Source organism: Bradyrhizobium sp. ISRA464, from assembly GCF_029910095.1.
Taxonomy (GTDB): Bacteria; Pseudomonadota; Alphaproteobacteria; order Rhizobiales; family Xanthobacteraceae; genus Bradyrhizobium.
Map to the genome: position 1 here is coordinate 1,979,281 of NZ_CP094526.1, position 20,190 is coordinate 1,999,470.

13 protein-coding genes are annotated in these 20,190 nt (G+C 65.0%); 2 read left to right on the forward strand and 11 right to left on the reverse strand.

Annotated elements, in window-relative coordinates; genetic code table 11:
• From glgB to MTX19_RS09320, 3 genes are read right to left on the reverse strand one after another with little or no spacing between them, the layout of a single operon-like run.
• Nucleotides 1-2,148, reverse strand: coding sequence for a 1,4-alpha-glucan branching protein GlgB (gene glgB / locus MTX19_RS09310; protein WP_280983352.1), 2,148 nt, complete (start codon nucleotides 2,146-2,148; stop codon nucleotides 1-3).
• Nucleotides 2,145-5,450 carry a maltose alpha-D-glucosyltransferase gene (treS, locus tag MTX19_RS09315; protein WP_280983353.1) on the reverse strand — a complete coding sequence of 1,102 codons (3,306 nt, stop codon included), beginning with the start codon at nucleotides 5,448-5,450 and terminating at the stop codon, nucleotides 2,145-2,147. The genes glgB and treS overlap by 4 nt, the downstream gene beginning before the upstream one ends.
• Nucleotides 5,451-5,460: 10 nt before the next feature.
• Nucleotides 5,461-7,428, reverse strand: a complete 1,968-nt coding sequence (locus MTX19_RS09320) for an alpha-1,4-glucan--maltose-1-phosphate maltosyltransferase (RefSeq protein ID WP_280983354.1) — start codon at nucleotides 7,426-7,428, stop codon at nucleotides 5,461-5,463.
• A 182-nt stretch (nucleotides 7,429-7,610) separates the two neighbouring features.
• Here MTX19_RS09320 and malQ point away from each other — a divergent pair, with 182 nt between their 5' ends.
• A complete protein-coding gene (malQ, locus tag MTX19_RS09325; RefSeq protein WP_280983355.1) occupies nucleotides 7,611-9,563 on the forward strand; it encodes a 4-alpha-glucanotransferase in 1,953 nt (650 codons plus the stop codon).
• Between the two features lie 15 nt (nucleotides 9,564-9,578).
• A complete protein-coding gene (locus MTX19_RS09330) occupies nucleotides 9,579-11,384 on the forward strand; it encodes a glycoside hydrolase family 15 protein (RefSeq protein WP_280985937.1) in 1,806 nt (601 codons plus the stop codon).
• 15 nt (nucleotides 11,385-11,399) lie between these two features.
• Here the strand turns inward: MTX19_RS09330 and MTX19_RS09335 are convergent, their stop codons facing one another.
• From MTX19_RS09335 to MTX19_RS09370, 8 genes are all read right to left on the reverse strand, one after another.
• Nucleotides 11,400-12,206, reverse strand: a complete 807-nt coding sequence (locus tag MTX19_RS09335; protein WP_280983356.1) for an HAD family hydrolase — start codon at nucleotides 12,204-12,206, stop codon at nucleotides 11,400-11,402.
• Nucleotides 12,203-12,727, reverse strand: a complete 525-nt coding sequence (locus tag MTX19_RS09340; protein ID WP_280983357.1) for a gluconokinase — start codon at nucleotides 12,725-12,727, stop codon at nucleotides 12,203-12,205. The genes MTX19_RS09335 and MTX19_RS09340 overlap by 4 nt, the downstream gene beginning before the upstream one ends.
• Nucleotides 12,720-13,472, reverse strand: a complete 753-nt coding sequence (gene pgl, locus MTX19_RS09345; protein ID WP_280983358.1) for a 6-phosphogluconolactonase — start codon at nucleotides 13,470-13,472, stop codon at nucleotides 12,720-12,722. Before pgl ends, MTX19_RS09340 begins: the two co-directional genes overlap by 8 nt.
• A 2-nt stretch (nucleotides 13,473-13,474) precedes the next feature.
• Nucleotides 13,475-14,983 carry a glucose-6-phosphate dehydrogenase gene (gene zwf, locus MTX19_RS09350; RefSeq protein WP_280983359.1) on the reverse strand — a complete coding sequence of 503 codons (1,509 nt, stop codon included), beginning with the start codon at nucleotides 14,981-14,983 and terminating at the stop codon, nucleotides 13,475-13,477.
• Entirely contained in the window at nucleotides 14,984-15,970 is a 987-nt protein-coding gene (gene gnd / locus MTX19_RS09355; protein ID WP_280983360.1) for a phosphogluconate dehydrogenase (NAD(+)-dependent, decarboxylating), read from the reverse strand. It abuts the gene before it with no gap.
• Between the two features lie 12 nt (nucleotides 15,971-15,982).
• Nucleotides 15,983-18,826, reverse strand: a complete 2,844-nt coding sequence (locus tag MTX19_RS09360; protein WP_280983361.1) for a bifunctional transaldolase/phosoglucose isomerase — start codon at nucleotides 18,824-18,826, stop codon at nucleotides 15,983-15,985.
• A gap of 217 nt (nucleotides 18,827-19,043) precedes the next feature.
• Nucleotides 19,044-19,490, reverse strand: a complete 447-nt coding sequence (locus MTX19_RS09365; protein ID WP_280983362.1) for a DsrE family protein — start codon at nucleotides 19,488-19,490, stop codon at nucleotides 19,044-19,046.
• A 40-nt stretch (nucleotides 19,491-19,530) separates the two neighbouring features.
• Nucleotides 19,531-20,148: a hypothetical protein gene (locus MTX19_RS09370; RefSeq protein ID WP_280983363.1), complete on the reverse strand. Its 618-nt coding sequence runs from the start codon at nucleotides 20,146-20,148 to the stop codon at nucleotides 19,531-19,533.
• Nucleotides 20,149-20,190 lie beyond the last annotated feature (42 nt).

Below are 20,190 nucleotides of genomic sequence, written 5' to 3' on the forward strand. Positions count from 1 at the left end.
TCAGCTTTCCGGTACGAGAAAGATCGCAGCCAGCGGCGGAATGGTCAGGCTCAGCTCGGGCGCGTCGCCCTCCGAGGCACGGACCTCGCCGACATTGCCGACATTGCTGCCGCCGTAATGCGCCGAGTCCGAATTGAGCACTTCGCGCCATTTGCCAGCGAACGGCACGCGGACACGGTAGTTGCGATAGACGTTGGGCGAGAAGTTCGCGACCACAAGGCAGCGGGCCCGCTCGCCGCTGCCCTTGCGAATCCAGGCGAACACGTTGTTGTCGGCGTCGTCGGTAACAACCCATTCGAAGCCGGCCGGATCGCAGTCGAGCTCGTGCAGCGCCGGCAGTGCGCGATAAAGGCGGTTGAGGTCGCGGACCAGATTCTGGACGCCGGAATGTCGCGGCTGTTCCAGCAGGTGCCAGTCCAGCGAGTGATCGTGGTCCCACTCGCGCTCCTGGCCGAATTCGCAGCCCATGAACATCAGCTTCTTGCCGGGGTGCCCGAACATGAAGCTGTAGTAGACGCGAAGATTGGCGAAGCGCTGCCAGTCGTCGCCGGGCATGCGTCCCAGGATCGAACGCTTGCCGTGCACGACCTCGTCATGCGACAGCGGCAGGATGAAGTTTTCCGAGAAAGCGTAGTGCAGACCGAACAGGATGTCGCCGTGATGATATTTGCGGTGGATGGGATCCTTGCCGATGTATTTCAGCGTGTCGTGCATCCAGCCCATGTTCCACTTGTAGCCGAAGCCGAGCCCGCCATATTCGACCGGCCGCGATACCTGCGGCCATGCGGTCGACTCTTCCGCCGCGGTCGTCGCCTGAGGGAAGTGCGCGAACACCTCGGTGTTGAAGCGGCGCAGGAAGTCGATGGCCTCAATGTTCTCGCGGCCGCCATACTTGTTCGGGATCCAGCCGCCGGCGGGGCGGCTGTAGTCGAGGTAGAGCATCGAGGCGACCGCATCGACGCGCAACCCGTCGACGCCGTAACGGTCGAGCCAGAACAGCGCATTCGACACCAGGAAATTGGTGATCTCGGTGCGCCCGTAATTGTAGATCAGCGTGCCCCAGTCGAGATGGCGGCCCTGCAGCGGGTTGGCGTGCTCATAGAGGGCGGTGCCGTCGAAACGGCCGAGCCCGTGCGGGTCGTCGGGAAAATGCCCGGGGACCCAGTCGAGCAGCACGCCCAGCCCCTCGCGATGGCAGGCATTCACCAGCGCCGCGAAGTCGTCCGGCGAACCGAAGCGGCTGGTCGGCGCGAACAGGCCGGTCGGCTGGTAGCCCCAGGAGCCGTCGAACGGATGTTCGGTGACGGGCAGGAACTCGACATGCGTGAAACCCATATCCCTGATATAGCCGGGAAGCTGTTCCGCCATGTCGCGATAGGTCAGCCACTCGTTGCGACCCTTGCGCCGCCAGGAGCCGAGATGGACCTCGTAGATCGAGACCGGCGATCGCAGCGCATTGACGGCGTCGGGGGCCGGGCGCGGACGCGGGATGGTGCGTTCGTCGAACACGATCGATGCGGTCTTCGGGCGGACCTCGGCCGCGAAGGCTAGTGGATCCGACTTTAACGGCAGATGCTGGCCGTTCTGTCCGATGATCTCGAACTTGTAGTGGTCGCCGATGCGCGCACGCGGGATGAACAACTCCCAATAGCCGACGCCGCGGACCCGCATCGGGTGCCGCCGGCCATCCCAGAAGTTGAAGTCACCGACCACGCTAACGCGCCGCGCGTTCGGCGCCAGCAGCACGAAGCCGATGCCGTCGACGCCATCCAGCGTCATCGGGTGCGCGCCGAGCGTATCGTAGATGCGGAGATGCGTGCCTTCGCCGAGCAGATAGAGATCGAAGTCGCTCAGGATCGGCGGAAACCTGTAGGCGTCCTCGAACTCGACGACCTTGTCGCCGAAGCGCGCACGGAGCTGATAGCGCGTGGAGCCGTTGGGCAGTGGGCCGGCGAACAGCCCTGCGTCATGAATCCGCGTGAGCGGCGCCGTCTCGCCATGCTCACCGATCGCTTCGACATTGCTGGCGTCCGGCAGGAAGGCGCGCACGACGTTGCGGTCCCCCTCGACGTGGAGGCCGAGATAGTGAAAGGGATCCGAGTGGCGGCCCTCGATGATGGCATAGGCCTCGGCAGGCAGTTTGCTCATGCAACCTCATGCGGCTGTTCCGCCAGGATTCTCAACAAGCCGGCCAGCGGAATCCGCAGCCAATCCGGCCTATTGGCGAGCTCATATTCGATCTCGTAGAGGGCTTTCTCAAGCAGGAAAAAGCTGAGCAGGCGGTCAGCCGCCTTGGCGTCGGCAGGCCACAGGCGCTGGCCGGCCATCGCCTCGCGATAGCCTGCGAGGAAAGCGTCCGTTGCCCGATCGCGCCATTCGCCCAGCGCGATGCTCAACCTGCCGCTCTCGTCCGGCGCGACCTTGAGCGCGCGTTCCAGCGCGGCTGTCATCGCATAATCGATCGAGCGGATCAGGCCCGCGACGTCGCGTGCGGCCGGCGCCTTGCGGCGGCGCTCGGCGATCGTGCGGCCCGGGCCACCGTCGAAATCGATGATGAACACGTCGTCCTTGACGACCAGTAGCTGGCCAAGATGCAGGTCGCCATGATGGCGGATGTTGAGCCCTTCGGTCTCGCGCGGCAGCAGGGCCTTGAGCCTATCGGGCAGCGTATCGTGCTGCGCCTGCAACTGGTCGGCCAGCAACCGGTCGGCCTCCTTCAGGCTGTCGCGGCGTTGCGTCAGCGTGTCGAACACGCGCTCGGCGCGCGCCATGATCTCGTCGTTCCAGCGCTGCAGGTCCTCGGGCCGGGTCGGCTCGGGCGCGAAGTCCGGCAGGTCCCTGTTGCTGGCGAGCGCGAGATGCAACTCGGCGAGGCGCTTGCCGGCCTGCGACATGTGGCGCAGATAGGTTGCTTGATCGCCGTTCTCTACCGGGTCTTCGCTCGCCGCGAGCAAGCGTTGCTTTTCGACAAGGCGATCCAAATGCGCGACCCCAACCGTCCAGAGGTCGCCCTGATTGACGACCATGGCATGCAGAACCGCGATGGCGCTGCGCTTGTCGCCCTCGATCAGTTCGGCCGTGCCGAGCAAAGCGGGAGTGTTCGGGAAACCGATCACTTCGGTGAGGAAGCGGCTCATTTCGATCTCCGGATTGATGCCGACCTCGAGCTTCCGGTAGATCTTGGTGACATATTCGTTGTCGACCAGCGCGGTTGAGTGCGGCTGATCGTTCTCGAAGACGCGAATGTGCTCCGGCTGCCGGACCGGCCTGTCGGCGAAACGGCTGGTCGGCCGGAATTCGAGCTTCAGGCCCTGCTGGCCTTCGTCGACGGTCAGATTTTCCCGCAGATTGCGCAGGAACAGTCCGGTGAAAATCTGGTCGGTGGCGACGTCGAGCAGCGTGCCCTCGCGGGCGCCCTGCCGCACGGCGGCGAAGGCGCGCGGGTTGTAGCGCTCGCGGTCGAAGCGCACCCATTCGATCTGCATCGGCAGAACGTAGCGACTGGTCGTGCCGCGCTCCGTGGTTTCGAAGAAGATCAGCCAGGGCCGGTTGTCGCCGATGTCGCAGAACGGGATCGCGGACGTCAGCGTTGGCTGGATCGCCCTGGCGGAATGCTCGGGGTACCACCGCGTGCGGGCGAGGTGGCCGGGCAGCACGTCGTGCTCGAACACGCCGCGAGTGCGTGCCAGGGAGGTCCAGGTGGAATTGAGCGGCACCACCAGCGTCTCGAACTCCGGCACTGCGCGCGGGGGCACCGGCTCGGACTTGTCGCGTTCCTGCAGCTGGAACCAGTAGAAGCCGTAGGGCGCGAGCGTGATCATATAGGGCAGCTCGCCGATCGCCGGGAAGCGGGTCCGTCCGAGCATCTCCAGCGGAATGCGGTCCTTGAAGGCGGAGAGGTCAAGCTCGGTCGCCTGCGCCGAGCGCGACAGGTTGGCAACGCACAGGATCGCCTCGCCCTGGTACTGGCGCACATAGGCGAGCACCGAGCGGTTCTCCGGGCGGATGAATGTCATGGTGCCGCGCCCGAACGCCAGCGTCGACTTGCGCACCGCGATCAGCCGCTTGGTCGCAGAGAGCAGGGACGACAGGCTGCGCGACTGCGCCTCGACGTTGACGGCCTCGTAGCCGTAGACCGGATCCATGATCATCGGCGCGTAGAGCCGCGCGGGGTCGGCACGCGAGAAGCCGCCGTTGCGGTCCGGCGACCACTGCATCGGCGTGCGCACGCCGTTGCGGTCGCCGAGATAGATGTTGTCGCCCATGCCGATCTCGTCGCCGTAGTAGATGATCGGCGTGCCCGGGAAGGAGAGCAGCAGCGAGTTCATCAGCTCGATCTTGCGCCGGTCATTGTCCATCAAGGGCGCAAGCCGCCGGCGGATTCCGACATTGATCCGCGCGCGCGGATCGTTGGCATAGGTCGACCACAGATAGTCGCGCTCGACGTCGGTCACCATTTCCAGCGTCAGCTCGTCGTGATTGCGCAGGAACAGCGCCCACTGGCAGGCGGCGGGGATGTCGGGCGTCTGCCGCAGGATGTCGGTGATCGGAAAGCGGTCTTCCTGCGCGATCGCCATGTAGATGCGCGGCATCAGCGGGAAGTGATAGGCCATGTGGCATTCGTCGCCATGGCCGAAATACTCCTGCACGTCCTCCGGCCACTGATTGGCCTCGGCCAGCAGGACCTTGCCCTTGGCGTAGGCGTCGAGCTCCTGCCGGAGCTGCTTGATGATGGCGTGCGTCTCCGGCAGGTTCTCGTTGTTGGTGCCGTCGCGCTCGCAGAGATAGGGAATGGCATCGAGCCGGAACCCGTCGACGCCGGTGTCGAGCCAGCGCTTCATCACCTGCACGATCGCGCGCACCACGCGCGGATTGTCGAAATTCAGGTCCGGCTGATGCGAGAAGAAACGGTGCCAGTAGAACTGGCCGGCCTCCGGATCCCAGGTCCAGTTGGACTTCTCGGTATCTGTGAAGATGATCCGGGTGCCCGGATATTTCTGGTCGGTATCGCTCCAGACGTACCAGCTCCGCGCGCTCGAGTTCGGCGGGCTGCGGCGCGCGCGCTTGAACCAGGCGTGCTGGTCCGAGGTGTGATTGACGACGAGCTCGGTGATGACGCGGAGGCCGCGCTTTTTCGCCTCCTGGATGAAGCGCTTGAAATCCTTCATCGTCCCGAAATCGGCGTTGATGTCGCCATAGTCGGCGATGTCGTAACCGTCGTCGCGGCCGGGCGAGGGATAGAACGGCAGCAGCCACAGCGTGGTGACGCCGAGTTCCTGCAGATAGGGCAGCTTTTCCGTCAGGCCTGCGAAGTCGCCGATGCCGTCATTGTTGCTGTCGGCAAACGCCTTGACGTGAAGCTGATAGATGATGGCGTCCTTGTACCAGAGCTCGTCCGCGGTCTCGGTCGCGATCTTCACCTTGGTATCGACGGTGGAGAATACGTTCATGACGGCTCCTTCAGGCCACGCAGCACAGCAGCCGCGCGGGATCGCGCTCGGGATCAATATGCAGGCGTACACCTCCCCATTCGAGTGTATGACGCTCGCCGGTGACGAGGTCTTCCACGGCAGCGACCGGACGGCGCGCATCGCCAGGGCCGACCCTGGTGTCCCCGAGTGGAAGCCAGATGTCGTGCACATCGGGTGACAATGCGATCACGGCCGCGATCACATTGGTCTGATCGACGGACTCCTTGACAAAGCCGATCACATTGCCGTCCTCGACGCCGATAAAGCGCAAATTGCTCGTCTGTTGCAGCGCTGAATTGCCGCGCCTGATCCGGTTGAGGGCCGCGACATACGGCCTGATGTTCCCGGGCTGTTCCCAGTCCCGAACCCTGATCTCGTATGTCTCGGCGTTGAGATATTCTTCCCGGCCGGGGACCGGGGCATGCTCCAGCAGCTCGAAGCCGCTGTAGATGCCGTAATTGCTCGACAGCGTCGCGGCGAGCGCGAGACGCGACTTGAACATCCAGGATTCGCCGCTTTGCAGGTGGAAGGGCAGGATGTCGGGCGTGTTGACGAAGAAATTCGGCCGAAAGAAGTCGCGCTCGGGATGGGAGATCAATTCGCCGAGATACCGCTCGAGCTCCCAGCGCAGCGTGCGCCAGGCGAAGTACGTATAGGACTGCGTGAAGCCGAGCTTTGCCAGGCCCTTCATCAGCTTCGGCCGCACCAAGGCGCCCGCCAGGAAGATGACCCCGGGATCGTGACGCTGCACCTCGCGGATCAGCCATTCCCAGAAGCCCAGGGGCTTGGTGTGCGGATTGTCGACCCGGAAAATCCTGACGCCCTGGTCGACCCAGAACAGGACTACGTCACGCAGCGACTGCCACAACGCAGCAGCGTCCTCGCTTGCGAAGTCGGGATCGACGGCATCGTCTCGTCGCGGCCCGTCCTCGGCAGGGCGCATCGATCCGTCCGGGCGTCGCTTGAACCATTGCGGATGCTGCTTCAGCCAGGGGTGTTCAGGCGAGCACTGCACGGTGAAGTCGAGCGCGACCTCCATGTCATGCGTCCGGCTGGCTGCGACGAAGGCACGAAAATCCTCTAACGTGCCGAGTTCAGGGTGTACGGTGTCGTGGCCGCCATCCGCCGTGCCGATCGCGTAGGGGCTGCCGGGATCGCCGGGCTGCGCGGTTGCCGTATTGTTGCGGCCCTTGCGGTGCTCGCGTCCAATGGGGTGGATCGGCGCGAGCAGGACGACGTCGAAACCCATCGCGGCGATGTCGGGCAGTCGCGCGATACAGTCGTGGAAGGTCGCATGCGCGCCGGGCACCTTGCCCTGGCTGCGCGGAAACATCTGATACCAGGCGCCATAGCGCGCCCGCGGCCGGTCGGCGATCAGGGGAAATAGCTGAGATCGAGTTACATCGGAACGAAACTGGCTGCCTTCCATCGCCTCCTTCAATTCCGGCGCGAGCAGCGCGCCGGCCTCACCGGTCTGCAGGTAGATTTCGCATTGCCTGATGATCACGGCAGCTGCCGCCGGACCCCCCGCCTGCGCCTGGGTCAGCATGCCCGCGCCTTCGATCGCATCCAGCGTGAGGTCGCTGTTGCTCTTCTGCTTCTGCTCGAAGCGCTGCCGCCAGCTGGCGAATTCGTCGGTCCACGCCTCGATCGCGAACGTGTAACGGCCGGGCCGATCAGGAACGAAGGCGCCGCCCCAGCGATCATCGCTGTGCAGCGTCATCGGCGCGTGCTGCCATTCGTCGTCGCCGTCATGCCGCCACACCAGTGTGGCGGCAATCACGTGATGTTCGTCGCGGTAAATGTCAGCCCACACCTCAACGGGTTCGCCCACAATGCGCTTGACCGGAAAACGGCCGCAATCGACCGACGGATAGACGTCGGTGATATGAAAAGTGCCGTTGGCACTCTCGACAGGTCGGGCAGTTTTGGTCACGGTGATGCCGCCATCGAACATGCAAATGACGTCCCGGCGGCGGGAAGGAGGCGCGCCAGACCCATATAGAAAGTCGCTCGCCGGGCATTGGTTCCCGGTGGGAACGCGAGGCGGGGTAGAGCGTTGAGCATCGTCTATCCCTTTCCTTTATCTGGACAATTTAGCAACGAGCGAAATGTCGTTGCAAGCAAGCAGCGTGCCGAATGGACCTTTACGCCAAAGCCAGAACCCTGGGAATCCAGACTGAATATATCGATGGCAGTGGTCACCGCCGTGTGACGACGCCTGCGGCGCTCTCGGCGATTCTCGATGCGCTGCCGCCCCAGACACCGCGCCGGCTCATCGCCGATCCGGTGGTCATTCGCGCCGGTCGCGCCCCGCGAACGGAGCTGTCGGAAGTCGCCCGGCTTCCGGTGCAGTGGAAGGTCACGAATGGCTCCGGCGTGCTCGCGCAAGGCGAGGCGCGCGACCGGAGCGTGGCTTGGCCGGCCGATCTGCCCGGAGGCGTGCATCGCCTGCACCTGTCGGATGCGTCCGGCACGAGCGAAGAGGTGCCGCTGCTGGTTGCGCCGGAAGGGGCCTTTGGCGGCGACTTCGATCGTTGCTGGGTGATCGCCGTGCAGCTCTATGGCGTCCGCTCCGCGCGCAACTGGGGCATCGGCGACTTCACCGACCTGCATCAGTTGCTCGAATTCGCCCATCAGGTCGGCGCCGACGGTATCGGGCTCAATCCGCTGCACGCATTGTTCGACGATCGGCCCGGCGATTGCAGCCCTTACTCGCCGAACAGCCGGCTGTTCCTCAACGCGCTGTACATTGACGTCGAAGCCATTCCCGAGTTCCGGATCGATGCGGAGACGCAGGCCGCACTGGCGCAGCTCCGCACCCGCGACATGGTCGATTATGTTGCGGTCGCTGCGCTGAAGTGGCGCGCGCTGCGCGCGGCCTTCGCAACCTTCAAGGTCAATCCAGGCCTTGGCCGCTGGCAGGATTTCGAGACCTATCGCAGCGAACAGGGCGCGCTCCTGTCGCACTTCGCCTGCTTCGAGGTCGTCAGGCACAAATTCAAAACGCCGTGGTGGGAATGGCCGGATGAATGGCGGCAACCCAACGACACGGCATGCGCGAAGTTGTGCAGGGCACATGACACCGCCGCCGAGGTCGAGTTCGTCGAATTCGTGCAGTGGATCGCCGATCGCCAGCTCGGCGCCTGCCAGGCGCTCGCGCACAAGCTCGGCATGCGCGTCGGGCTCTATCTCGACGTCGCCGTCGGCGTGCAGTCGGACGGCTTCGACGCATGGAACGAGCAGACCGCGATCTCGCGCCACCTCGGCGTCGGTGCGCCGCCGGATCCGCTCAACACCGCCGGTCAGGACTGGGGGCTCGCCGGCTTCAATGCCGCAGGCCTCGAACTGCGCTCCTTCGAGCCGTTCAGGCAGATGCTGCGCGCCGCGATGCGGCATGCCGGCGCCGTCAGGCTGGACCACGCGTTCGGACTGAAGCGGCTCTATCTCGTGCCGCGGGGCTTCGGCCCCGCCAACGGCGCCTATGTGCTGATGCCGTTCGAGGCGCTGCTGGCGGCGACCGCACAGGAGAGCGTGGCCAATCGCTGCGTCGTGATCGGCGAGGATCTGGGCACCGTGCCGGAGGGGTTTCGCGAGCAGATGAATGGCTGGGGCATCTGGTCCTACCTCGTGATGATATTCGAAACCGACGAGCGGGGTGCCTTCCGTAACGCCGACTATTACCTCGCCGATGCGCTCGTCACCTTCAACACCCACGACCTCTCGACCTATGCCGGCTGGCGCTCCTTCAGCGATCTCAAGACCAAGCGCGCGCTTGGGATCGATCCCGGGGAAACCGACGAGGGACGCTGGCACGCACTCGGCCAGTTCGACGATGTGCTGCGCCGGCACGACATCCACAACCACGATTTCTATTCGGTGGTGAGCTTCCTGGCGCGGACCCGATCGCGGATGACGGCGGTTTCGATGGAGGATCTGCTCGGCCTGGTCGAGCAGCCCAATATTCCAGGCACCGTCTACGAACATCCGAACTGGCGGCGGCGGCTTCCGGTCTCGATCGAGCATCTGTCGTCGGCGATCGACCTCGAAGCGCTCAAGCGTGCGACCCGCGAGCGGTCGCGCGCAAGCTAAAGCGGAGCGCAGCACTTGGCCTCGCGGATCGAAGATTATGGACTGATCGGGGACTGCGAGACCGCGGCGCTGGTCGGCCGCGACGGATCGATCGACTGGCTGTGCTGGCCGAACTTCGATTCCGATGCCTGTTTCGCGGCGCTGCTCGGTACGTCGAGGCATGGCCGCTGGCGGATATCGCCCGCAGGCGGGATCACCGGGACGTCGCGCCGCTACCGGGACAATACGCTGATCCTGGAGACGCGGTTCGAGACGGATCGTGGCGTGGTCGTGCTGATCGATTTCATGCCGCCCCGCGGCAAGGCCTCCGACGTGGTCCGCCTCGTCCGCGGGATCAGCGGCCGGGTCAAGATGCGCCTGGACCTGGTGATCCGCTTCGGCCTCGGGATCGATGTGCCCTGGGTGAGGAGGAATCCGGATGGGCCGGGGCTGCTCGCGATCTGCGGGCAGGACATGATCGTGCTGCGCACTCAGGTCGAAACCCGCGGCGAGGACCTCACCACGGTGGCCGACTTCGAGGTCGGTGAGGGGGAGACGATCCCCTTCGTGCTGACCTACGGCCCGTCGCATCTTCCGGTCCCGGAGCCGATCGACCTGGAAGCGGCACTGAAGGATGCCGAGGACTACTGGACCGAATGGTGCAACCGGTGCAGCTATCACGGTGTCAACCGCGCCCTCGTCATCCGCTCGCTGATCACGCTGAAGGCCCTGACGTTCCGGCCGACCGGCGGCATCGTCGCGGCGCCGACCACCTCATTGCCGGAAAAGCTCGCGGGCGCGCGCAACTGGGACTACCGATTCTGCTGGCTGCGCGATGCCACCTTCACGCTGCTGGCGCTGATGAACTCGGGCTATACCGAGGAAGCGGCGGCCTGGCACAGCTGGCTGCAGCGGGCGGTGGCCGGAACGCCGGCAGACATGCAGATCATGTACGGCATCATGGGCCAGCGCCGGCTCCTTGAATGGGAGGCCGGATGGCTGCCGGGCTATGAAGGGGCCCAGCCGGTGCGCATCGGCAACGCCGCGCATGCGCAGCTGCAACTTGATGTCTACGGCGAATTGATCGATGCCTTCCACCAATCCCGCATGGCCCAGCTCAAGCTCGGCGAGGAGAACTGGTCGCTGGAATGCACGGTGATCGATCATCTCGCCGATGTGTGGGACAAGCCGGATCACGGCATCTGGGAGCGCCGCGGCGAACCCAGGCACTATGTCTTCTCCAAGGTCATGACCTGGGTCGCCTTCGATCGCGCCATCAAGAGCGCGGAGCGGTTCGGCTTCAAGGCGCCTCTGGTCAAGTGGCGGGTGTTGCGCGAAGCCATCCACCGCGACGTCTGCCAGAACGGCTTTGACCGCGACCTCAACAGCTTTGTCGAAAGCTATGGCTCGAAGCTGCTCGATGCCAGCATTCTGCTGCTGCCGGCGGTCGGCTTCCTACCGCCGACCGATCCGCGTGTCCGCGGCACGATCGATGCGATCGAAAGATACATGATGCGCGACGGCTTTGTGCTGCGCCATGATCCGCGCGAGGTGTCCGACGAGACGCAGCCGATCGAGGGGGCGTTCCTTGCCTGCAGCCTGTGGCTCGCCGACGCCCATGTGCTGGCGGGCGATCTTGACAAGGCGCAGATCATGTTCGACCGGGTGGTGGCCGTCGCCAACGACCTCGGCCTGCTCGCGGAGGAGTTCGATTCCGGCGCCGGCCGGCAGACCGGCAACTTCCCGCAGGCTCTGACCCATATCGCGCTGATCAACACCGCGCACAACCTCAGCGAGGCCATGGCGGAGGCGGGGAAGCCGGCGATGCAACGCTCGAAATAGAATCGATCTATCGATCTAGCGGCCGGTCCTCAGCACGACGTCCATCGCGCGCGCGAAGCCGTCATGCTCGTTGCTGTCGGTGACGTTTGTGGCGCGCGCCTTCACGTCGTCGCTCGCATTGCCCATCGCGAAGGAGACGCCGCTCTTTGCGAACATGGCGAGATCGTTCTGCATGTCGCCGATCGTCGCGACGTTCGCGAGCGGCACGCCGACGCGTTTGGCGATGGTCTCGACGAAGGTGCCCTTGTCGTGGCCGGGCGGCGTGATGTCGAGATAGTAGGTTTGCGAGCGGACTGCCAGCGCCTGGTTGCCGACCGCCTGCTGCATCTCGGCCTCGCAACGCTGAAGCAGGGCGGCGTCCGAGCTCGCGCCGACGATCTTGCAGGTCCGTTCGAGATAGGGCGCAAAATCCGGCACGATGGTCGGATCGTGCTTGATCGTGCGCTGCTCATGCGCGACGTATTCGCCGTCGGGATTGCGCGTCAGCCAGCGGTCGTTGGTGAACAGCCAGATGTCGATGCCGCGGTCGCGGAGCAGGTCGATGCTGCGCTTGACGATCGCAGGCGGGATCAGGTGCTGCTCGACCGGCTTGAGCTCCGCATCGACGATCGAAGAGCCGTTGAAGGCCCCGATCGGCAGTGTGATGGCGAGCGGCGCGACCAGGAAGTCCATCCCGATGGTCGGCCGGCTGGAAACGATGGTGAAGCCGATCCCGGCATCGTGCAGCCTGCGCACGGCGGCCTTGGCGCCATCGGTCAGGATCTTGTCCTTGGTCAGGAGCGTGCCGTCGACGTCGGACACGACAAGGTCGATACGGGTCATGGGCGGTCCAGGTTGAGTTGGCTGACAATGTCTTCGACAATGGTGTCGACCGTGCGGTCGATCGCGACCACGATCGGGCGCTCATCGGCGGTCGGCGGTTCCAGCGTCCTGAACTGGCTGGTGAGAAGAGCGGGCGGCATGAAATGGCCCTTGCGCGCGGCCAGGCGTGCGGCGATCAGGTCCTGCGTGCCCTCGAGGAAAATGAGGCGGACGTCGTCGCGTCCATGCACCAGGATGTCGCGGTAGGTGCGCTTCAGCGCCGAGCAGGCGATCACGGCGCGTTCGCGCACCTTGCAGGTCCGGTCGATCTCGTCGGCGATCGCCTGCAGCCACGGCCGGCGGTCCTCGTCGGTCAGCGGCTGGCCCGCACTCATCTTCGCGACATTGCCCGGCGGGTGGAAGGTGTCGCCGTCCTCGTAGCGCCAGCCGATCCTGATCGCGAGGTGGTCGGCGATAGTGCTCTTGCCCGAGCCGGAAACACCCATCACCACCAGTGCGCAGGGGCTGTCCTTGTCACCCACGAAAATCCTCCGGCAGCGCGGCCTGATCGACGAGCCAGATGGTCTCGTGCTGCGATCGCGCGCGATTCGCCGGAAGGTTCTCGCCCGCGAGCAGTCGCGTCAAGATCGCGCGCTTGCCTTGGCCCGCGATCTCGAACAGCATCTCGCGGCAGGAGGCGAGCGCGGGCAGGGTCAGCGAGACGCGCGGCACGAACGGCTCGACATTGGCTTTGGGCACCCCGACCACCCAGCGCGCGGTCTCCTCGACCGCCGGGTAGCCGGGAAACAGCGAGGCGGTGTGGCCGTCGGGGCCGACGCCCATCAGCACGAGGTCGAACAGCGGCCGCGCCGGATCGAGCTGTTCGGCGCCGTAGAAGGCCATCAGCTCGTTCTCGTAGAGCGCAGCACTCTTGTCCGGGTCCAGGAGGTCGGCCGTGTCAGTGGCAATCGGATGGACATTGGCGGCCGGCGCGCAACGGTCGAGAAAGGCCTGGCGTGCCATGCTCATGTTGTGCAGCGGGTCCTTGCGCGGCACCAGGCGTTCGTCGCCGATGAACCACTCCACGCGGTCCCATGGGATCCTGCTGCGATACTCCGGCGTCGCCAAGAGCTGGTAGAGCGCCTTGGGGCTGGAGCCGCCGGTGAGGCAGATCGCGATCCGGCCGTTGTTCTCCGCGATCCGCGCGATCACGCGCTCGGCCGCAGCCTTTGCCAGCGCCGCCGGATCGGCGACGGCGATGACCCTGCGCTCGCTGCCCGCTGCCATGGTCAGCCGAGCTTCCGCCAGCTGCGGCCGTCGCGCGTCAACAGCGCGTTGGCGGCTTCCGGCCCTTCGCAGCCGGCCTTGTAGGGCTGCAGGCCGCGTCCGCCGGCGTTCTTCCAGGCATCGAGGAAGGGTTGCACCGCCTGCCAGCCGGCCTCGACGCTGTCGGCGCGCTGGAACAGGATGTTGTCGCCGATCATGCAGTCGTAGATCAGCGTCTCGTAGCCGGTCGATGGCTCCGCCTTAAAGTAGTCCTTGTAGCGGAACTTCATTTCGACGCCGTCGATATCGATGACCGGGCCCGGCACCTTGGTGTTGAACTGCAGCTCGATGCCCTCGGTCGGCTCGGTCGAGATGACCAGATAGTTCTGCGACAGGCGGTCGACCGGCGTGCTACGGAACATCGAGAACGGCGCCTGCTTGAACTTGATCGCGATCTCGGTGCGCTTGATGCCGAGCGCCTTGCCGGTGCGCAGATAGAACGGCACGCCGGCCCAGCGCCAGTTGTCGATCGTCAGCTTCAGCGCGGCATAGGTCTCGGTCGTGCTATCGGGCCTGACGTCGGGTGTCTTCAGATAATCCTCGATCTCGGTGTCGCCGACCTTGCCGCCGCGGTACTGGCCGCGCACCGAATTGTATAGCGCGTCATGCTCGCTCTGGATCTGAATCGCGCTGAGCACTTCGGCCTTTTCCGACCGCACCGCATGTGCATCGAACCGCGCGGGCGGCTCCATCGTCACCAGCGACAACAACTGAAACAGGTGGTTCGGCACCATGTCGCGCAGCGCACCGGTGGCGTCGTAGAAGCTGCCGCGATGGCCGACGCCGATCTTCTCGTCGACCGTGATCTGGACGTGGTCGATGTGAGTGCGGTTCCAGATCGGCTCGAACATGCCGTTGGCAAACCGCAATACCAGGATGTTCTGGACGGTTTCCTTGCCGAGATAGTGGTCGATCCGGTAGATCTGATGCTCGTCCATCAGCTTCAGCAGCGCGGCATTCAGCGCCTTGGCCGATGCGAGATCGGTGCCGAACGGCTTCTCCACCACCAATCGCCGCCAGGCGCCGTTCTCTTCCAGCATTCCGGTACGTCCAAGCTGCTCGCTGATCGGCAGGAACGCGTTGGGCGGGGTCGCGAGATAGAACAGCCGGTTGCCGCCGGTGCCGCGCGCCTTTTCGAGCTTTTCGAGCCGTTCACTCATCGCATCGAAGGACGCAGGGTCTCTCGGGTCGGCTTCGATCGAGGTGACGCATTCGAACAGCCGCTTGGCAATTGCATCGTCCACGGGACGGGTGGCGAATTTGCGCAGCCCCTGCATCAGGCTGTCGGTCATCTGGTCGCCCGACATGCCCTTGCGGGCAATGCCAACGACGCAGAACTTGTCCGGCAGCAGGTTGCCGGCAGCGAGATTGTAGAGGGCGGGGATCACCAGCCGGTGCGTCAGATCACCGGTGGCGCCGAAGATGATGAAGGAGCAGGGGTCGGGTTTCTTCTGTACGTGACCTTCAGCCATTCACTGTCCCTTCTTGGGCGGCTCCTTGTGGCCGCCGAAGCCTGCGCGCATCGCCGAGAGGATCTTCTCCGCGAAGGTGTGATCCTTGCGTGAGCGGAAGCGTGTGTAGAGCGCGGCGGTCAGCACCTCGGCCGGCACGGCCTCGTCGACCGCCGCATTGACGGTCCAGCGTCCCTCGCCGGAATCCTCGACAAACCCGGAGTAGGTGTCGAGCGTATGGTTCTCCGCGAGTGCGGTCGCAGTGAGATCGAGCAGCCATGACGGGATCACGCTGCCGCGCCGCCACACCTCGGCGATGTCGGCAATGTCGAGGTCGAAGCGATGATCCGGCGGCAGCGCCTCGATGTTGGCGTTCTTGAGGATGTCGAAACCTTCGGCATAGGCCTGCATCAGCCCGTATTCGATGCCGTTATGGATCATCTTGACGAAATGTCCGGCGCCCACGGGACCAGCGTGGATATAGCCCTGCTCGATGCGGGGATCCCGGCCCTCGCGGCCGGGCGTGCGCGGGATGTCGCCGAGGCCGGGCGCCAGTGCCTTGAAGATCGGGTCGAGCCGGTCGACCACGGCCTTGTCGCCGCCGATCATCATGCAGTAGCCGCGCTCGATGCCCCAGATGCCGCCGCTGGTGCCGACATCGACGTAATGCAGCCCGCGCTGCTTCAGCGCCTTGCCGCGGCGGACGTCGTCCTGCCAGAACGTGTTGCCGCCGTCGATGATGACGTCGCCCGGCTGCATCAATTTCGACAGGGCGTCGATGGTGGTCTCGGTGATCTTGCCCGCCGGAAGCATCACCCAGGCGGTGCGCGGCGCCTGCAGCTTGAGCACGAAGTCCTCCAGCGACGAGGAGGGCGCGGCATTGTCGGCGGCGAGCGACGCCACCGCCTTGGCGTCCTTGTCGTAGACCACGGTCGTGTGACCGTGCTTCATCAGGCGGCGGACGATATTGCCGCCCATCCGCCCCAGACCGATCATGCCGAGTTGCATCTCAGGCCTCCGTCAGTTCAGCGCCGCCGAGATCGCGGCATCGAGCGCCGCCAATCCGGAGGCGAGATCGCCCTTGAGATGCACGCGCAGGGCCCGTCGGCCGCGCTCCGTGAGCACGTCGAAATCGCCGCGCGCCTGCGCTGCCTTGATCACGCCGAAGCTCGCCTTTTGGCCGGGAACCGGCAGGTCCTTGGCGTCGTCCGCCGTGACCTGCAGGAACACGCCGCTGTCGGGCCCGCCCTTGTAGGCCTGCCCGGTCGAGTGCAGGAAGCGCGGGCCAAACTCGGCACAGGTCGCAAGGTGCTTGGCGTCACGCACCTTCAGCCGCATCGTCTGCATGCTGTCGATGGTGTCGTGCTCGCGCTCGATATAGGCGAGCAGGGCGACATAGTCGCCGCGGCCGCAGCGCGAAAGATGCGCTCTGATCCATGAGTTGAGGTCGCCGTCGGCGCCGGCCTTGCGCAGCTCCTCGGCGTTCTGCGCGTCGGTGTAGAGATCGGCTTCCGCCGACGACACCACCGGTTGCTCCTCGGGCAGCGCGCCGGTCTTCTCGAACGCCGCCGTGAGTTCGCGCGTCTTGACCTTCGCGGCCTCGACGTCGGGCTGGTTGAACGGGTTGATGCCGAGGATCGAGCCTGCCACCGCGGTTGCGATCTCGAAGCGGAAGAACTCCTGGCCGATATGGTCGATCGATTTCATCACGATCCGCACGACCGGATGGCCGGCGGCCGCGAGCGCGGCGAGCTTTGCCTCATGGGCGGTATCGTCCTCGCCCTCGGTGCGCAGGTCGATGAAGAAGCGGTCGTTGCCGTAGCTGATGGGGTCGCCGATCGTTTCGCCGTCGATCGGGATCAGGCCCTTGCCGTCCTTGCCGGTCGATTCCGCGATCAACTGCTCGGCCCAGGCGCCGAAATCGGCGACCTTTGGCGAGGCGAAGATCGTCACCTTGTCGCGGCCCTCGAGGCCGGCAAGGCCCATGGCAAGGCCGAGCTGCGCGCCGGGGTTCTCATGCGGCGGCACGTCGGCGCCGCAGGAGCGCACCATGGCGAGCGCATGGTGGACCAGGCTGCGGACGTCGATGCCGGCAGCGGCCGCCGGCACCAGCCCGAATGGCGAGAGCACGGAATAGCGGCCGCCGATCGTGGGATCGCCGTAGAAGATGCGGGCAAAGCCCTGCTTGATAGCGACCTTCTGCAGCGACGAGCCGGGATCGGTCACGGCAATGAAGCGGTGGCCAGCCTTGTCCTTCCCGATCGCCTTGGCAACGCGATCGAAGAAATAGTCCTTCATCACGTTCGGCTCGGTGGTGCCGCCGGACTTGGAGGAGACAATGAACAGCGTCTTGGCGATGTCGACGCTCTCCTCCATCGCGCGCACCTGCGCCGGATCGGTGGAGTCGAGCACGCGCAGCTTCGGGAAGCCGGATTTGTGCGGGAAGGTTTCGGCCAGCACCTCCGGACCGAGGCTCGATCCGCCCATGCCGAGCACGACGGCGTCCGTGAACTGTTGCCCGTGCACGCGGCGGGCGAAATCCTCGTAGTCGGGGACGTTGGCCGAGGCGGCGCTGGTGAGCCAGCCCAGCCATTTGTTCTCGTCGTCGCCGGTCCAGACCGACTTGTCCTTCTGCCAAAGCCTGCGGATCTTGCCGGCGGCGCGCCACTCCTCGGTGCTCTTCTCGACCGCCTTTTCGATGGTCGGGCCGAGCACAAGCTTCTGATGGTCGATGCCGCCCAGCGAGGTCGCGCGCTTGTAGGCAACCGCGCCGTAGAGCTTGTCGGCCGCGTCGGCGAACAGCTTGACGCCGTCCTTCACCAGTTCCGCGGTGATCGCGTCGAGCGAGATGCCGGATTTCTCCAGCTCGTCCAGCACGCGCCGGGCGTTGTCGATATCCTCCTCGAGGCTGTCGCGCAGTTTGCCGTGGTCGCGGAAGGCCTCGAGCGTAGCCGGTGGCATGGTGTTGACGGTGTCGGGACCGATCAGCTCCTCGACGTAGAGGACGTCGCTGTAATCCTTGTTCTTGGTGCCGGTCGAGGCCCACAGCAGCCGCTGCGGCTTGGCGCCCTTGGCCTTGAGCTTGTCCCAACGGGGGCCCGCGAACAGGCGCTTGTAGTCCTGGTAGGCCAGCTTGGCGTTGGCGATCGCGACCTTGCCCTTCAATGCGGCGAGCCGCTCCTTTTCGGACGGGTCGTTCGCCCTGGCGATCTTCTCGTCGAGCTGCTTGTCGACCGCGGTATCGATGCGGCTGACGAAGAAGCTCGCGACGCTTGCGATATGGGAGGGATCGCCGCCCTTGGCGACATATTTTTCGATGCCCTTGAGATAGGCTTCCGCCACCTGGCGGTAGACCTTCTGCGAGAACAGCAGCGTGATGTTGATGCTGATGCCTTCGCCGATCAGCTGTTCGATCGCAGGCAGGCCTTCCGGCGTCGCAGGCACCTTGACCATCAGGTTCTTGCGGTGGACGTCCTTCCACAGCCGCTCGGCTTCGGCGATCGTGCCGTTGGTGTCCAATGCGAGATAGGGGGACACTTCCAGGCTGACGAAGCCATCGCCGCCCTCAGTCCGGTCGTACACCGGGCGCAGCACGTCGGCGGCATGCTGGATGTCCGCGACCGCGACATGCTCAAACAGGTCGGCGACCGAGCGGTCGCCCCTCTGGAGGGCCTGGCCGATCGCACCGTCATATTCGTCCGAGCTGCCGATCGCCTTCTCGAAAATCGAGGGGTTGGACGTTACGCCCTTAACGCCGTCGGTCTCGATCAGCCGCTTCAGGTCGCCCTTGGCGACGAAGCCGCGGGCCAGGAAGTCCAGCCAGACTGCCTGGCCATGGTGTTCGAGTGCTTTGACGGGATTCATGGGTGCCTGTTCTCGTTCGATCGAGGTCGGTTTTTGGGTTCCCGGGCAGCTTTCGGGGGCGGAAGCGGATTGTCAACATGGGGTGGGGGCCCGGGCGGAATATCAGGATTTCCAAGGGATAACGCCATTCACATCAGTTCGATCCTTCCGGATGCTGACCCGAGGAGAGCCCGATCTCAGCACATTTTTATGACGTGTCGCGGGGCGCGCCGCCGCCTCACGGCCGCAGATAGAGGTAGCCCTGCGACTGCAGCTCGGCGAGGCGGACCACGCCGCCCTTCTCGGCGCTGACGAAGCCGGGGAGCAGGTCGGTCAGGCTGATGTGCTGGGATTTCATGGTGTTGCCGCAGGCGGCGAGCTCGATCCCGTCCTTCGCGAACTGGCCGACATGGCGCGCCAGGTCGGGATTGGCCGCGGCCGAGTGAAACGCCTTCAATGCCTGGCCGTGTATCACCAGCGCGATCGTCACATTGTCGGGGCCGCCGACACCATCGAGATGGTTCTGGATGTTGCCGATCACGAAGTTGACCTTGTCGAGGTCGTCGAGGTGATAGACCACTTTCAGCTTCTTCGGCGACGCCTCCGTGGTCGCGCTCGCCCGTGACGCTGCGAAGACCGCGCCGACCGCCGAGACGGCGCCCCACAAGATGCCGCGTCGATGCATGGCGTCCCTCCCGCAGATGTTGTTGACCGGGCGAAGCCTATCACTTGTGGCGGAGTGCCGCGAGTTCCTTGCGGTCGGTGACAAGCTCGGCGCATTCGCTCGTATCCGCGCGATCGACCCGGAAGATCTTGTCGTCTGCACCGGCGACCAGCGCGTCTCCGGCCTCGTCGTCCGGCTTGTCGCGATTCCAGACCACGATTTTTTGGAGACGGATGGTCGCAGACTTGTCGTCCTTCGACAGCGCCACATTGATGCCACCGCCTTCACAATCGACGCCACAGTCGAAGCGCACTTCACTACCGGCGGCGATCGCGATCGCGTGATCGCAGTAGCCGCTGGAATCGAAATTGCCGGTGCGATGGCGGTACTGGATGCCGAGGCGGAACGAGTAGTTGAGGGCCTTGTCCTCCGGCCCGCCTTCCGCCGTGACCAGCAGCTTCATCGCGCTGACCTTCTGCCGCGGATGTTGCGCCAGATGATCTGCATCGTATCGTCGCACAAAGCAGGCATAGGCTTTCGCGCCCGGAGGGCCTCCAAACACCCTGTCGTCGAAGGCGGCAGCCTTTGCCCTGTCGACGCCTTCCTGCGCCTGAACGGCTAACGTGGTGCCCGCGCATGCCGCAGTTGCGAGAGCGACGACAAGGAATGTCCGCTTCATGACCGGCCTCGGGAATATGTCGCGCCGTCGTGGCATCACCAT